This window comes from Ampullimonas aquatilis (assembly GCF_049675895.1).
Classification (GTDB): domain Bacteria; phylum Pseudomonadota; class Gammaproteobacteria; order Burkholderiales; family Burkholderiaceae_D; genus Ampullimonas; species Ampullimonas aquatilis.
Genome location: NZ_CP183834.1, coordinates 1,248,014 through 1,263,110, shown reverse-complemented (window position 1 = coordinate 1,263,110; position 15,097 = coordinate 1,248,014). Strand labels below are relative to the sequence as shown.

At 46.9% G+C, this 15,097-nt stretch carries 12 protein-coding genes and 1 tRNA gene; 8 read left to right on the top strand and 5 right to left on the bottom strand.

All coding sequences use genetic code 11. The features are described 5' to 3' along the window. Positions 1-85 precede the first annotated feature (85 nt). The 4 genes from ACMYR3_RS05745 to ACMYR3_RS05730 all read left to right on the top strand — a co-directional run bounded on the left by ACMYR3_RS05745 (position 86) and on the right by ACMYR3_RS05730 (position 3,342). On the top strand, positions 86-1,093 hold the full coding sequence (locus ACMYR3_RS05745) for a PA2778 family cysteine peptidase (protein WP_424195372.1): 1,008 nt from the start codon (positions 86-88) through the stop codon (positions 1,091-1,093). 222 nt (positions 1,094-1,315) lie between these two features. Continuing rightward, positions 1,316-1,675, top strand: a complete 360-nt coding sequence (locus tag ACMYR3_RS05740) for a hypothetical protein (protein ID WP_424195370.1) — start codon at positions 1,316-1,318, stop codon at positions 1,673-1,675. Positions 1,676-1,735: 60 nt separating this feature from the next. After that, on the top strand, positions 1,736-2,935 hold the full coding sequence (locus ACMYR3_RS05735; RefSeq protein WP_424195368.1) for a hypothetical protein: 1,200 nt from the start codon (positions 1,736-1,738) through the stop codon (positions 2,933-2,935). A gap of 68 nt (positions 2,936-3,003) precedes the next feature. Continuing rightward, complete coding sequence (locus tag ACMYR3_RS05730; protein WP_424195366.1) at positions 3,004-3,342, top strand: hypothetical protein; 339 nt, start codon at positions 3,004-3,006, stop codon at positions 3,340-3,342. Between the two features lie 96 nt (positions 3,343-3,438). On the opposite strand, the gene ACMYR3_RS05725 is transcribed toward ACMYR3_RS05730, so the two are convergent. After that, a complete protein-coding gene (locus ACMYR3_RS05725) occupies positions 3,439-5,418 on the bottom strand; it encodes a DNA topoisomerase IV subunit B (RefSeq protein ID WP_424195364.1) in 1,980 nt (659 codons plus the stop codon). Positions 5,419-5,929: 511 nt separating this feature from the next. Between ACMYR3_RS05725 and ACMYR3_RS05720 the strand changes: the two genes are divergently transcribed. Continuing rightward, positions 5,930-7,153: an MFS transporter gene (locus ACMYR3_RS05720; protein WP_424195362.1), complete on the top strand. Its 1,224-nt coding sequence runs from the start codon at positions 5,930-5,932 to the stop codon at positions 7,151-7,153. Positions 7,154-7,246: 93 nt separating this feature from the next. Here ACMYR3_RS05720 and ACMYR3_RS05715 read toward each other — a convergent pair whose 3' ends face one another. After that, positions 7,247-9,298 carry a DUF4214 domain-containing protein gene (locus ACMYR3_RS05715; RefSeq protein WP_424195359.1) on the bottom strand — a complete coding sequence of 684 codons (2,052 nt, stop codon included), beginning with the start codon at positions 9,296-9,298 and terminating at the stop codon, positions 7,247-7,249. 662 nt (positions 9,299-9,960) lie between these two features. Next, positions 9,961-10,941 (bottom strand): catalase family peroxidase, encoded by a 981-nt coding sequence (locus tag ACMYR3_RS05710; protein ID WP_424195357.1) that lies wholly within the window; start codon positions 10,939-10,941, stop codon positions 9,961-9,963. 355 nt (positions 10,942-11,296) lie between these two features. On the opposite strand from ACMYR3_RS05710, the gene ACMYR3_RS05705 reads away from it, so the two are divergent. Both ACMYR3_RS05705 and ACMYR3_RS05700 read left to right on the top strand, forming a co-directional pair. Beyond that, a complete protein-coding gene (locus tag ACMYR3_RS05705) occupies positions 11,297-11,881 on the top strand; it encodes a sigma-70 family RNA polymerase sigma factor (RefSeq protein ID WP_424195355.1) in 585 nt (194 codons plus the stop codon). Further along, positions 11,881-12,141 (top strand): zf-HC2 domain-containing protein, encoded by a 261-nt coding sequence (locus ACMYR3_RS05700; protein ID WP_424195353.1) that lies wholly within the window; start codon positions 11,881-11,883, stop codon positions 12,139-12,141. Before ACMYR3_RS05705 ends, ACMYR3_RS05700 begins: the two co-directional genes overlap by 1 nt. A gap of 19 nt (positions 12,142-12,160) precedes the next feature. Here ACMYR3_RS05700 and ACMYR3_RS05695 read toward each other — a convergent pair whose 3' ends face one another. Together ACMYR3_RS05695 and ACMYR3_RS05690 are read right to left on the bottom strand one after the other, a co-directional pair. Continuing rightward, positions 12,161-14,116 (bottom strand): ATP-binding cassette domain-containing protein, encoded by a 1,956-nt coding sequence (locus ACMYR3_RS05695; RefSeq protein ID WP_424195351.1) that lies wholly within the window; start codon positions 14,114-14,116, stop codon positions 12,161-12,163. Positions 14,117-14,382: 266 nt separating this feature from the next. Next, positions 14,383-14,457 (bottom strand) — tRNA-Arg (locus ACMYR3_RS05690). Positions 14,458-14,568: 111 nt separating this feature from the next. On the opposite strand from ACMYR3_RS05690, the gene ACMYR3_RS05685 reads away from it, so the two are divergent. Further along, a complete protein-coding gene (locus tag ACMYR3_RS05685) occupies positions 14,569-14,964 on the top strand; it encodes a VOC family protein (RefSeq protein ID WP_424195349.1) in 396 nt (131 codons plus the stop codon). Positions 14,965-15,097 lie beyond the last annotated feature (133 nt).

Here is a 15,097-nt window from a genome sequence, read left to right as displayed (position 1 = left end):
TGGCTGTACTGCAGCCCACACTCAGTCCATTGAGCCCGTTTTTATGAGTATTTGTTCATGACTGTTCGTTAATAACTGTTTGTTGATGACCATCAAACATCTGAGCACTGTTGCACGCGGCCTGATATTGACGCTTGCTTTATCAGGCTGCCTGTCAGGCTGCACCACCCTTCTTACCAATCTTCAAAATTTCAATATCGACCTTCAGGCAGCTGCAAAAACGGCGAACCTGCCTTTGCAGGTTGAACTCAAGGATGTCCCTTTCTTTCCGCAAGAGACCAACCAATGCGGCCCGGCAGCCTTGGCAACCCTACTCAACCATGTGGGACAAGCCGTCAGCCCCGAACAATTGGTTGGGCAGGTTTATCTGCCACAGCGTGCTGGCAGTCTACAAACCGAACTCATGGCCGCCACTCGTCGTGCTGGCCTGGTGGCCTATGAGCTGCTGCCAAACAGTGATGAATGGTTAAAGGAAGTGGCCGCAGGCCATCCCGTGCTGATTCTGGAAAATTTGCGTTTCAGTTTTTATCCGCAGTGGCATTACGCGGTGATAGTTGGTTATGATCTGCAAGCCAATGAAGTAATACTACGCTCGGGCAGCATCAAGCAACTGGTGGTGCCGATGACGCAATTCATAGCGCAATGGCGTGGCGGTCGAAGCTGGGGGTTTGTTGCATTGAAAGCTGATCAACTACCCGCCAGTGCAATGTCAACAAATAACACAAGCAACCAGGCTGCCGCACGTTACCTGCAAGCTGTCACTGCACTAGAAAGAGTGGCGCCTGACGCGGCTCTCACGGCCTATCAAACTGCCCTACATCCATGGCCCGACGAACTAGCGGCCCTGATTGGCCTGGGCAATTTGTATTATCAGAAAAAACAGTGGCCGGCAGCCGAACAACAATATCAACGCGCCACTCAAGTTCACCCAACTTCTGGTGATGCCTTCAATAATCTCGCACAAGTTCTGCTCGATCAACAACAATGGCAAGCTGCATTGCAAGCTGCGCAAATGGCGGTGAGTTTGGGCGGCGTCAGAATAGATATATACCAAGCAACACTTAAAACGATTGTGCAACGCAATCGGGAATAGCCCAGAAGCCTAATTTCACATATGTAAAAAGTCAAAAGCATGGACCTACATCAAGCCCATGTATGAATGCAATAAATTTCCCAGAAAAAATATTTTTAATTGTTTTAGGCCAACTCATATAAATCCAATACATTTGTGCTAAAAAGCTATTGGGCTGATTTCTCATAGTCCTTTTAGCAAATCTTTAAAGCGACTTTACAAATTAATTTCTATGGAGTTGATATGAAAAATTCAATATTGTGTTTAATTCTTTTGGTTGCCTCAATTTATTCTCAAGCTTCATTCGCCATATCAGAATCAAACAAAACTCCAGTTAGAGTTGGAGTTGGTCAAGATAACGTATTCGGTTCACCTGGTTACCAATCATTTGTTCAATTCGCAGAAGCACTATCGACATCGTGCATGTGGAACGTGCTCTATTTTGATGCCACAACACCAATTGGAAAAACAATGTATGCAACATTAATAACCTCCAGAATAACTGGAAAAAAGAATGGAATCGCTTATACAGTAATTAGCACACCGATTGGACCAAACACTTGTGTGCTTCAAGGTGTGGATATTCAAAGCAGCCCTCAATAGTTAAACAATATCTATATTAATCTCTAACGATTAATTATCTAATATGCTAAGGGGTAATCAATGAAATTAATAAAGCAATTTTTGACGATTGGAATGTTAGGATTACTATCCCTACAAGCCAATGCAATGACATTTGGATTTTCTTACCATCCGCAAGGAGAAAGTGCGCTTGACGTCGCCAACTTCCTTAAATCCAAAGGATCAACTCATATTCGTTTAGATATCAATAAATCAGATTTTAATAATTTCACCAATTTTGTGAAAGTCTTAAACCAAAATGGCATTTTAGTAACCGCCGTCATCAATACGGACACTGCCTGGAAAGTTAAAAAACAATTTAACATGCAAATATCTGGAGTACCCCATCCAGTCAATTACACAACACCTTGTCCAGGTGACAATAAAGATGTTCAAGATAATGCATATGATGACGCTTATAACCAGATAAATGGACTGAAAGATTACGTTCAGTACTTTGAAATGGAAAATGAAATTACGCTATATAAAGATTTAACCGATACTATTTTTACTATGTATAAAGTCCAACCTCCAGGAGGGGCGACTGCCGCTAGTTTTTACTCTAATCCAAGTAATTTTGGGTCTGTCTGTGCTGATACCATGGCCGCAGTTTTAAGAGGCATCACAACGGCAATGTCAACAGTTAAACAGAATCCAAATTATTCAAATTTAAAAACAATTTTAGGTATCACTAGCAGCGGAGATACTGGATTTCTTGCATACATGTTAAATACCAAGCTAATTCCTTTTGATATAGTTGGTGGACATATTTACCCGAAATTAAACGACTCTAGTTTGAACAATGATCCTTGGTTTGGCCCTAATGGTTATATTGGCTTATTAAAAACGTTTGGGAAAAAAATTCATATCAATGAATTTAACTGTGGTGAGATATATGGAGACTCCCCATTACCCTTTATCAATACAAATGGCAGCACCTCAATGAACCAATGTTCACTTAGTCTACAAAAACATCTTCCAGAAATTCTTAGCCAAGATAACTACATTGAAGTATTGGATGCTTTTGAAATAAAAGATGAACCGACTGCCTGCCTCACGCCTGGGGATACTGGACGCAACGGTGCAGAATGTCGATTTGGATATTTATTCAATAATGGCACAGTATTGAATAGTCCTAAGCAAATACTTACAGACTATACCAACGCTATTACTACTTATAAGAATTCCAAAGACGATACGATGTTTATTACACTACCAAATGGCGCTGTAATTACATTCTAAGCAAGAAATATAGATCGCCTAAATGAAATAAAGAATTTCAAAAAATTTAATTTTAAGGATTATTCACCATGAAAAAACTATTGCAAATCATTCTTCTTTTAGTAATGCCGTTTCAAGTTTATGCATTTGGCACTGCCAACTTTTATACTGTAAATTATGTTCGGGTCGATAACAGCGGACTGGGTTACGTATCATTTACATCCAGCCTAGTCGGCACTCCTGCCAGTTGTACAAATGGATATACCAAAGAACTATCATTTGACACCAACACCCCAGGAGGGAAATCTATCCTTGCCACTGTCCTTACGGCAAAGGCAACAGGAAAAACCATATATGCATTAGGCACAGCAACATGCGCGCAATATCCCAACGCTATGGAATCTTGGCAATGGGGCTATATTCAATAATATATAGATTAGAAGCCATATAGATATAAACTTTGATTACTCAGTCAATATTCATATAGTTTTGATATTGACTGAGTCTTTAAGAAAGTTGAACTATTAAATATCCGCTTCTACCTCATTACCATGTTCTTCCAGCCAGGCACGACGGGAAGCGGCTTCACCCTTGCCCATCAACATGGTCATGCGCGTCACGGTAGCGGTAAAATCCAGTTCACCCAGACTGATCGGTTGCAAGCGTCGGGTGTCCGGATTCATGGTGGTTTCCCACAACTGTTCGGCATTCATTTCACCCAGCCCCTTAAAGCGGGAGATTTGCCAGCTGCCTTCTTTGAGCCCATCCTTGCGCAACTTGTCTTCAATCGCATCCAGTTCACCGGCATCCAGGGCATAGAGTTTTTGTGCGGTCTTTTTGCCACGGGCAGGCGCATCAACCCGAAATAGCGGTGGTCGCGCCACAAAGATATGACCGGTTTCAATCAGCTTGGGAAAGTGTTTAAAGAATAGTGTCAACAGCAGCACTTGAATATGCGAGCCATCCACATCCGCATCCGACAAGATACAGACTTTGCCATAACGCAGATTGCTTAAATCGGGCTCATCATTGGCACCGTGAGGATCAACCCCGATCGCCACGGCCATATCGTGAATTTCATTATTGGCAAACAGGCGATCACGCTCGGTTTCCCATGAGTTGAGCACTTTGCCGCGCAAGGGCAAGATGGCCTGAAACTCTTTATCACGACCCATTTTTGCGGAACCACCGGCGGAATCACCTTCCACCAAAAACAATTCATTGCGACTAATATCGGTGGACTCGCAATCGGTCAGCTTGCCCGGCAAGACTGCCACGCCCGAACCTTTTTTCTTTTCCACTTTTTGTCCGGCCCGAGTGCGTGCCTGCGCCTGACGGATCACCAGTTCAGCCAGCTTTTTGCCATGATCAACATGCTGATTAAGCCAAAGCTCCAATGAAGGGCGCGCAAAAGTCGAAACCAGGCGCACGGCATCACGACTATTCAAACGCTCCTTGGTCTGGCCTTGAAACTGTGGATCCAGCACCTTGGCCGAGAGCACAAAGGAAGCTCGCGCAAACACATCTTCTGGCAAGAGCTTGACACCCTTGGGTTGCAGTGAGTGCAATTCAATAAAACTTTTCACCGCCTGAAACAGACCTTCACGCAAACCAGACTCATGCGTACCACCCGCCGAAGTGGGAATCAGATTGACATAGGATTCACGCAGAATATTACCTTCCTCAGTCCAGGCCACTACCCACGATGCGCCCTCGCCTTCGGCAAAGTTATCATCACCATTAGAAAACTGTTCGGCCTCAAACAAGGGGATCATCGGTTCATGATCCAGGTTTTCCATCAGATAACCACGTAAGCCCTGCTCATACATCCAAGTTTGTTCTTCACCATTTTTTTCTTGTCGTAAAGTGACTTTAACGCCGGGCAGCAACACGGCCTTACTGCGCAACAAACGTTGCAACTCGGCCAGTGGAATCTGCGGTGAATCAAAGTACTTGGCGTTTGGCCAGGCAGTCACGCGCGTGCCATTTTTCTTTTCACCACGCTCTGCAGGGCGCGATGCCAGCGGCACAATCACATCACCTTCGGCAAAGGTCAGCGTTGCAACTTGGCCTTCACGCCAGACAGTCACTTCCAGCTTGTTGGACAGTGCATTGGTCACGGAGACACCCACCCCATGCAAGCCACCCGAAAAGGTATAAGCACCGCCTGCCTGCTTATCAAACTTGCCGCCGGCATGCAACCGGGTGAACACAATCTCCACCACCGGCACGCCTTCATCGGGGTGAATCCCGACTGGAATGCCACGACCATCATCTTCCACACTGATACTGCCATCCTTATTGAGCGTCACCACAATATGTTTGCCATAACCACCCAGCGCTTCATCAGAGGCGTTGTCGATTGCCTCCTGAATGATGTGCAAGGGATTCTCGGTACGGGTGTACATACCAGGGCGCTGCTTGACTGGCTCCAAACCTTTGAGTACCTTGATGGATGATTCACTGTATTGCGTAATAAGTTTGCTTGGTGCTGATTTAGCCATGAAGTTCTTGTCTGAATGAATTGAGCTGCGAGGAAATTGAAATGCGCTGAAAGCAGCACTTAATCCGAGGTTGGTGCGTATTGTAATCAGTCTGGGGCGATGAATTGCAATAGTCACACAGCAATATGAACTATCCTCAAAAGTCAATGGGTTTTGATCCTGATTGGTTGAGTCAATTTCCCGCCAATGTTGTTCTATGTATTAAAAAAATAAATCAAAAAGTTATCCCCACACCCTGTGGAAAAGCCCCCTCTTCAAACCAAAAAATGGCGTCTTTACTACCTGCTATGTCTGTGCTCAATTGATGGGCAGCACCTCACCATCCCGCTTGACAGCCATAGCCAGCGTCATTTATACCCGATCAGCCAGTTTGCCGCAGCCGCATGATTTAACTTGACAAAGTATTTTCACACGGTACAGCAGAACACTTTTTTATTCACTACACTGTGTCTTGTGACGACTTTGTTGTACTGTTAATTTGCCTTACCTTGATTACCTGATCGGACTTGCCATGCCATTGTTTACCTCAGCTACCAGGCCCAGCCTGAAAACCGTTTTGATTTGCGGCGGACTGGTAGTCTCCATGTCCATGGGGATTCGTCATGGCTTTGGCTTCTTCAATTTACCGATCACTCAGGCGCATGGCTGGACCCGGGAAACCTTTGCTTTGGCAATTGCCTTGCAAAATCTCTTCTGGGGTCTGACTCAACCTGTGGTCGGTGCCATCGCTGATCGATTTGGCCCTCTACGGGTCATGATAGTGGGGACATTGTTGTATGTGTCTGGCTTGGTCTTGATGGCCATCTCAAGCAGCAGTATCGGCTTTTTGGCCAGTGCCGGTTTATGTATTGGTCTGGCGCAATCAGGTACCACCTACAGCGTCATTTACGCCATCATTGGCCGTGTGGCACCACCTGAAAAACGCATGATGGCAATGGGTATTACCGCAGCGGCTGGTTCATTTGGCCAGTTCATCATGATCCCGATTCAGCAATCATTGATCGCTCAGTTTGGCTGGCAGGAAGCACTCTTCATTCTGGCTTCCCTGGCAGCGCTGATGCTGCCATTGATATTTGGCCTGAAAGAACCTGCGGCTGAATCGCATCATACGGCCAATGATCAGACCATAAGCCAGGCACTCAAAGAAGCATTGACCTATCGCAGCTTTCAACTCTTGATGATGGGCTATTTTGTTTGCGGCTTTCAAGTGGTTTTCATTGCGGTTCATCTACCTGCTTATTTAAAGGATAAAGGCATGCTGGATGCCAAGGTAGCCACCATTGCACTGGCACTGATTGGCCTATTCAATATTTTTGGTACCTATGGCTATGGCTGGATGGCACAACGCCTGCCCAAGCGCTATCTCTTATGCAGCATTTACAGCTTGCGCGCAGTCTGCATCAGCCTTTTTATTTTATTGCCTCTGAGTAGCTTAAGTGTCTGGGTGTTTGCCAGTGTAATGGGCATCTTGTGGTTGTCCACCATTCCGGTCACCAATGGCGTGATCGTGCAGATATTTGGTATCAAGCATTTATCCATGCTTTCAGGTTTTGTTTTTATGGCACATCAATTTGGCAGTTTTTTAGGTGCCTGGTTAGGTGGCTTTTTATACGACCGCCTGGGATCATATGATCTCATGTGGATGATTGCCATCGCACTGGGTGTCTTTGCAGGATTGATCAATCTGCCGATCAATGAAAGAACGATCGTGAGAAACTCACCATTGATCACTTGATACAAGGTGTCAACGGCAAAGAGCAACATAAAAATAAAAAAGGGCAGTGCTGAAAAGACATTGCCCTTTTTTATTTATTAAATACAAACCGACTTATTGATATAGTCTTCGATACTCGGCTGAAGTCAAGAATGCTCGCAATACATTTTCACGCGCCGAATTATTAGCAACCCAAAATGCCAAGCCACTCGCTTCCGGTGCGCGTTGAAAGAGCGCCTTATAAAGCAAGGTAATAAAATCGCTTTTTGATAATTGACTAATACTCACTGGAATACCGTACTGGTTTCCACCGACCCGATTAGTAAACTCCACGGATGCCTGAATTGATTTTTGCATCTGCATCCGGGTAATACTATTGCTACTCAATTGAGCAATCCAATTATTAGCTTCGCTCAGAGCCGGTTCCCGTCCCAAAAGCAAACGATAAACATCCCATACATAATCATCATCACTTAAAGTGGCCTCATTAATACTGCTGTTATCACCATTACTCGATTGGGTATCAGCCGTGGCTTGTGCATTACCAGCAGCAGGAACAACAGGATTTGTTATTGATGTGACAGGCAGAACTTTTGAGAATATGCGTGCGTATTCTCCTGATACAAGAAAGGCACGCAAGGTATTATCTCGGCTGCTCGAATTTTGAACCCATGCTGTAAACCCTGCTGCTTCTGGTGCACGTTGCAATAAGAGTTTATATAAAAGTGTGATGAAATCAGCCTTGCTTAGCTGCATGATGGTCGGTGCCAAACTGAAATCACCACCGGATTGACGTGTCAAAAACTCTGTACTGACCAAAATTGTTTTTTGCATTTGCAGCCGGCTAACCTTGCCACCATTAATATCGGCAATCCAACCATTAGCCTCAGTACTTGACGGTTCTCTGCCAAGCAAGACCCGATAGATATCCCAGACATAATCTGTCAATGATAGCGTTGGTGCGTTGATACTGCTGTTATCACTACCCGTTTGACTGGTGGGCGATGTTGTCGGCGTTGGCGTTGGTGTCACAACACTAACGATTGGCGTCGTCGTGGATTTAACGGGCGTCACAGGTATCGTTGCTGGAATATTAGTGACCCCACCATTTGCAGCAGCATTGGCACGCTGTGCATATTTGCTGGCCACATCCCAAGTTGGCTTCGGATTGGCCATGTCATAACGCATACCAAAACGGCACTCTGCATCAGCAGATGAGCCACTAAACGGATTACCTGTTGCACAAATTGAAGTGGAACGCTGATCGATCAGTTGAAACATATCAATGACTTCGATATTGGCCGAGCTATTGGATAAAGCACTCAACTGTTTATCAATGGATTGAACGCAGGCATTCATTGAGCTACTACCCGCCACATTGGTAAAACCATTGTCATACGTTTCACCACAATTAAACTCATTGATATGAATGGGTTTACCAAAACCGGCCAGCAGGCCAACTGCACCATTCGGCCCAAACCAGGGATCGGTTGTTAACAGATTTTGATTGACACGTGGATATACATGGAAACCGACAATATCAAATGCCACGCCTTTTTGTTGCATGAATGTCAGAAAGCCAGTACTGCCATCACTGGTAGCACCAAGAATAATTCTTAGTTGCTTACCACTTGTATTCGCCACATCGCGAACGGCTCTGGACATTCCTCTTAGTACTGCGGCCATGGAGTTACCGCAAGCCGTGTTGTAGAGTGCCGGATTGGTAAACGGTGATTTACCACCATTACGCACATTGGGATATAAATTGACTTCGTTTTCCAGCTCAAAGAGCTGGATGTAATCCTTCAAACCATTTGCCTGCGCGTAAGCATCACTATAGCCCTGTGTTTCAAGGGTTGGTATATCACCCGGGCAATAACCCTGGCTGACATTGACAGATATCTTTGTATGAATGATGCCAGTCATGGCAACGCCATTGGCTTGCATCTTTTGCGCTAGCGTAATCGATTGGGCTGTTGGGGCATGATAGTTGGCACTACTGATATCAAAACGCAGATGACGAAAACCGCTATTCTTGAGTAACACTGCAACTGCTTGTGGATCTTCTCCCTGTGGGTGCCAACCCATACCAATCGTTAGAGCAAAAGCTTGTTGCGTCAAAAAAATACCAAGCAGTATCCAACCCAATTTCAAAATATATTGCATAAACACCTCACCTATTTGACTCAGGAATTGGTTGTCAACATCCAGCAGTCAATCAAAAAAGGCGCTAAGGCAATATTCGACAACGACGTACCGGTGAAACTTGTTGATGGTCAACCAAACATGGAGCCATACTAGTTAAGCAATGTTTATGTCAGGGTAAGCAATCGTAAGAACAAGTTACCGCTGCAATACTCTTTGAGGAACATTGACCATATATAGCGCTGCAAGGCAGATCATCGTTACAAATTAAAATGAAATGACATATCTGAAAATTCAACAACTTCCAGCAAAGTGATGAGATTTGACATGCAATTACATTTAACTAACTCCATTTAAGCAGCAATAGTCGAAAATCATGCTTTGAAATGATGCGAGATGTGGGCGCTATTCATTGAATAGCCAGACTTGACGCAAAAACATGACATTGGCACTAACAAAAGGCACAATGAAATGCCGCTATTCTGAGTTTTGAACATCAAAAGCTGCGAATTCTTGACTGGGCCAAAGAATGACTCGCCAAATCGTGACTATCGGACTAATCGTCATCGCACTCGCGCTGACATTTATGCTTTATTTACGTCCGGGATTCCTGGTGGATTTAAGTAATAGTGTAATTGCCTGGTGTGGCTGAGCAGCATAAACGCCGTCAGCCACACCAGCCATCAATGCGCGCTGCGTCGAACCAGCGACACACCATAGGCTGCAGCCCGTACCTGTAAGATTGGATCATCCGAAGCTGCTATACCTTTGGGTAACTGCATCGGATTAAACATCATGCCATCGCAGTTACCCCCCATGCTGGACAGACTCAATTTGCCCACCTTGATCTGAGGACGATTTGCCGGCCATTCCTGAGTAGGATCATTCACTGGATCATCGGCACCCGCAATTTGCAACCAAAGCTCAAATTCAACCGGCCCATGTTTGAGGCGTTGTTCAAGGTCGGCATTCAAAAAATCATCCGGCAACGTTTTATGCTGCTCCTCTGTCAAACCCAAACGTCCGGCAACCGGCTCAATGCGCCAGCGCGCATGCGTTGTTTTACCTGTTGCATTGCTCAAGCGAAAAGCATTGCCCGACCAATAAGGTGTTTGCGCATAACTGGCCGTTACTTCGCTTTTGCCAATATAGTCATTGAAAGCTTTGACATCATGATGCGACTCGTTATACGCCTTGACCTTGACAGGGTCTGGCTTGCCGGTATTTGAATCAGGCTGACGCGCTTCCAGAAAGGCCACAAAGTTTTCTGGTGTGCTGGCAAAAAACACCGGCGATGAAATCGTCACCAGATCCATCACTTCTTTACCTGAATCCAGATGCAGTGCCAGTCCACGAACCCCTTTGGCCTTGTCACTGACCTTGGGATTACCACCACCGATGGAAAACCGCCCGGTTACCTTACTGGTGCCCGCATGCAATAATCCGGCACTGGTCACCATAGCGGCATCACCACTGGGAATAAACTCCCCGGCAACACAAACACCTTTGGCATGGGATGCACGCATACCATGATGTGCACCAAAAACCTTGTTCAAGGAATCGACCATCTGTTCTGCTGAAACAGTCTGAGCATTCGCGCCCATAGGCATACTTAATGACAGCAATACGCTAGCCATGACGTGGGTGAATGGATTGGATTTCATGATGTCTCCCGTTGGTTAAGTCGAATTGACTACCACTGAGTCGCAAGACATTGCCGAAGTATCACAGCTCAATCACAAAAAAATCAATTGCCTAACTATTCAATCCATTGCACATCTGCCGCCTGCCATAAAGCGCAACCAGTGCAGCCAACTTAAATGAGTCGGGCATCAATTAATTTTTGTCACAACCTTATTTTGCAAATGCGCATGGTAAAGTCAAACAACAAGAACAGAACACTCGCCAATTCTGTCAACGTGGAGACAACCAGTCCACCATAGTGCTCAAGACTTATCGCCTGGAACAATTCGCATTTATTTAATTTTTACTGTTCTTGTTGCCATAGATAGAGACAAGATGGATTTATCACATCAGCGATTCAATCAGGAAATTGCCCGGCATCAATCTTTTTTGCTGGGACTGGCCAAACTGCAGCTCAATGACACTGCAACCGCCGAAGATGCCGTGCAAGAAACCCTGTCAGCGGCATGGCTGGCACTACCACAATTCAAAGGCCAATCCAGTGTGCGCACCTGGCTGGTATCGATTCTCAGATTCAAAATCATTGATCAAATCAGATTGCGGCAGCGTAATCCACTCATGACTCACGACAATAGCAGCAGCGAGTCGGAATGCGATCCACATCTGTTTGACCCTTTATTTGACAACAATGGGCGCTGGGCCGAGCAGCCCAGCGAATGGCATTGCGACCCGTGTGATTCGCTTGAACAACAGCAGTTGCTCTCCATCCTCAACGCCTGTATGACACGCCTGCCATCAGTCACCGCACAAGTGTTCTTATTGCGTGAATATATTGGTTTTGAAATTGATGAAGTAGCCGAAAAAATGGCTTTTTCGCAAGGCAATGTGAGAACTATGCTGTATCGGGCTCGTATGAGTTTACGTACTTGCCTGGATCTGAAATTAAGCGGAGATTACTAATGGCCGACACCCCTGCAAACCATGAAAATCAGCCTTGCCAGGATGACATCAGCTGTCGTGACACAACCCATCTGGTGAGTCTGGATCGTGATGGTGAAATGAGTGCCGAACAACAAAGCCGATTGCTCAGACACATTGCGAGCTGCGAGCGTTGCCAGGTAGCCAAGGTGCAGTTTGAAAAAACCTTTCGGCTGCTTGATCTCTTATTGGCCCGCCCACCAGAACCACTGGAAGGCGTGGATCAAACTCAACCCGGTTGACCGAGCTGACAGCGTTGACCTAGGCCTGCCCCTTACTCTTTTTCTCCAGCGCTTCCCAACGCTCCATGGCGGCGAGCAGCTCATTGTCAATCTCGGCAAAGCGATCATTGGCCGCTTTCACCTGCGCTGGGTCGGTCTGATACAAGGTAGGATCAGCCAGCTTGTCACTCAGCAGTTTCTGCTCAGCTTCAAGTGCCGTAATGGTTTGTGGCAAGGTTTCCAGTTCACGCTGATCTTTATAGGAAAGTTTGACCGGCTTGACTACCGGTGCTGCCGCAGACGCAGATTTGGCGGCTTCAGACGCGGTTTCTTTTTTGGATTCTTTTGCACCTGCACCTGCTGCTTTGTTTTTACTGTCGGTCAGACTGCGAGCCCGCTCACTTTGAATCTGCCATTCCGTAAAGCCACCGGGATACTCGCGCCACTGGCCGTTGCCTTCGCAAGCAATGGTCTGCGTGACCACATTATCCAGAAAGGCACGGTCATGGCTGACCAAAAACACGGTACCCGGATAGTCCTGCAGCAGATCTTCCAGCAATTCCAGGGTATCAATATCCAGATCATTGGTTGGCTCATCGAGCACAATCACGTTAGCCGGGTTGGCAAACAGGCGCGCCAGCAAAAGGCGGTTACGCTCCCCCCCCGACAAAGACTTCACAGGTGAACGCGCGCGCTCGGGCGCAAACAGAAAATCATTGAGGTAACTCATGATATGTTTTTTGGTGCCATTGACTTCCACCCATTCGCTGCCCGGGGCAATGGTGTCGGCCAGGCTGGCTTCCAGATTGAGCTGTTCACGCATCTGATCAAAATACGCAATCTGCAACTGCGTACCGTTTTTGACCGTGCCGCTATCTGGCTTGAACTCACCCAGAATCATCTTGAGCAAGGTGGTTTTGCCAGCGCCATTCGGACCAATGATGCCGACCTTGTCACCACGCAAAATGGTGCCAGTAAAGTGATCGACAATCACCCTGCCCTCATACTGCTTGGAGACGTCTTCCAGCTCGGCCACAATCTTGCCCGAGCGTTGACCAGAGTCCACTTCAAACTGAACCCGCCCGACCACTTCACGACGCTCGGCACGCACCCGGCGTAATTGCTCCAGACGCCGCACCCGGCCTTCATCGCGGGTACGACGCGCTTGCACGCCTTTGCGAATCCACACTTCTTCCTGCGCCAAGACTTTGTCAAACTTGGCCTGCTCCACTTTTTCCACTTCGAGCTGCTGCGCCTTCTGCTCCTGATAGGCGGTGAAATTACCCGGGAAGGACAAAATCTTGCCCCGATCCAGTTCAATAATGCGGGTGGCCACATTATCCAGAAAGTTACGATCATGGGTCACAAACAAGACGCTGCCTTTAAACTGTTTGAGCAAGTCTTCCAGCCAGTTGATGGACTCAAAATCCAAATGGTTGGTTGGCTCATCGAGCACCAATACATCGGGGTTGGCAACCAGTGCCTGCGCCAGCGCCACGCGTTTTTTCATACCGCCCGACAAGGCCGACACCTTACGATCAGCACTCAGTGACAGCTTTTGCAAAGCCTGCTCCACGCGGTTTTGCCAGGTCCAGGCATCATGCGCATCCAGCTCGGTCTGCAGCTCGCTAAAGCGTTCCATCAAGGCGTCGATATCGGCATCGGGCTCGCCGAGTTGCTCGGTAATTTTGTCGTATTCGGCCATGTGTTCGAGCGTGGTCTTTAAACCTTGTGACACCGCTTCAAAGATGGTCATATTGCCATCGAGGTCCGGCTCCTGCGCCACAAACGCCAGTTGAATGCCTTTCTCACGCGCGATCAACCCATCATCGGGCTGCGACAGTCCCGCCACAATTTTGAGTAAAGACGATTTGCCCGTGCCGTTGCGGCCAATCAGACCAACCCGTTCACCGGCTTCAAGAGAAAAATCGGCGTTATCCAGCAACGCCACATGACCAAACGCCAACTGGGCGCGACTGATAGAAAACAATGCCATAGGAATACGTCAATCAGGAAAAATTACTGGGTGAACCATTAACACCCTGGTGCTCGGCATGGCAGTAATAAGACATGCCATCGCTGATCAGCAGGGTACCCAGCAAACTGGCTTATTTAAGCAAGCTTGCTGGTCAGGCATAGTCAGACTGATGCTGACTTGCATGCCACATGCAACAAGGCCATCGTTGAGTATAAAAACCAAACAAGGGACATCAGCATATGGGGCAACGCAAGTACAATGCGCTCAGTCTGACTAATGAAAACTGGTCCCCCTGACAGGAATCGAACCTGTATCTAGCGCTTAGGAGGCACTTGTTCTATCCATTGAACTACAGGGAGGAGCGAGCGCGAGATTATAGCCTGTTATATTGCCGTTCATTACCCTGATTGCCGGTTTAGCCAACATGGCTCACCCGCAGTAGCCTCTGAATTCTTTTATCTGGAGCCATCATGAAATTTGCCTACACGATTCTTTATGTCCCCGATGTGCTGGCCTCACTGGCGTTTTATGAAAAGGCCTTTGGCTTTCAACGCGGCTTTGTGCATGAGTTGGGCACCTATGGTGAACTCGATACCGGCCATACCACGCTGGCTTTTGCAGCACATGTCTTGGGTGAAATGCATTTGACCGAAGGTTATGTGGCGGCTGATTTGTCGGCCAAGCCACTCGGTATGGAAGTCGCCTTCATGACCGATGATGTGCCGGCCGCGCATCAACGGGCACTCTCGGCTGGTGCCAGCCAGATCAAACCACCCACCACCATGCCCTGGAATCAGGTAGTGTCGTATGTGCGTTGCCCTGATGGTTCGCTGGTGGAGTTGTGCAGCCCGGTGGCCGCCGGATGACGTTTTTGATGGTTGCAAGCGACGCTGGCGTAGTCCGCGCCAAGCCAACATCAACCTCAAAAAAGCCTTAAAATAGTCATACTCCCAAGTAGTACAAGTCTAAATTAGTCTATTAAGTACGTTTTAATTAAGT

Coding starts and splice junctions, on each gene's coding strand:
- ACMYR3_RS05705 (WP_424195355.1), top strand. CDS start 11,297: ATGGATTTATCACATCAGCGATTCAATCAGGAAATTGCCCGGCATCAA.
- ACMYR3_RS05715 (WP_424195359.1), bottom strand. CDS start 9,298: ATGCAATATATTTTGAAATTGGGTTGGATACTGCTTGGTATTTTTTTG.
- ACMYR3_RS05685 (WP_424195349.1), top strand. CDS start 14,569: ATGAAATTTGCCTACACGATTCTTTATGTCCCCGATGTGCTGGCCTCA.
- ACMYR3_RS05730 (WP_424195366.1), top strand. CDS start 3,004: ATGAAAAAACTATTGCAAATCATTCTTCTTTTAGTAATGCCGTTTCAA.
- ACMYR3_RS05710 (WP_424195357.1), bottom strand. CDS start 10,941: ATGAAATCCAATCCATTCACCCACGTCATGGCTAGCGTATTGCTGTCA.
- ACMYR3_RS05740 (WP_424195370.1), top strand. CDS start 1,316: ATGAAAAATTCAATATTGTGTTTAATTCTTTTGGTTGCCTCAATTTAT.
- ACMYR3_RS05735 (WP_424195368.1), top strand. CDS start 1,736: ATGAAATTAATAAAGCAATTTTTGACGATTGGAATGTTAGGATTACTA.
- ACMYR3_RS05695 (WP_424195351.1), bottom strand. CDS start 14,116: ATGGCATTGTTTTCTATCAGTCGCGCCCAGTTGGCGTTTGGTCATGTG.
- ACMYR3_RS05745 (WP_424195372.1), top strand. CDS start 86: ATGACCATCAAACATCTGAGCACTGTTGCACGCGGCCTGATATTGACG.
- ACMYR3_RS05720 (WP_424195362.1), top strand. CDS start 5,930: ATGCCATTGTTTACCTCAGCTACCAGGCCCAGCCTGAAAACCGTTTTG.
- ACMYR3_RS05725 (WP_424195364.1), bottom strand. CDS start 5,418: ATGGCTAAATCAGCACCAAGCAAACTTATTACGCAATACAGTGAATCA.
- ACMYR3_RS05700 (WP_424195353.1), top strand. CDS start 11,881: ATGGCCGACACCCCTGCAAACCATGAAAATCAGCCTTGCCAGGATGAC.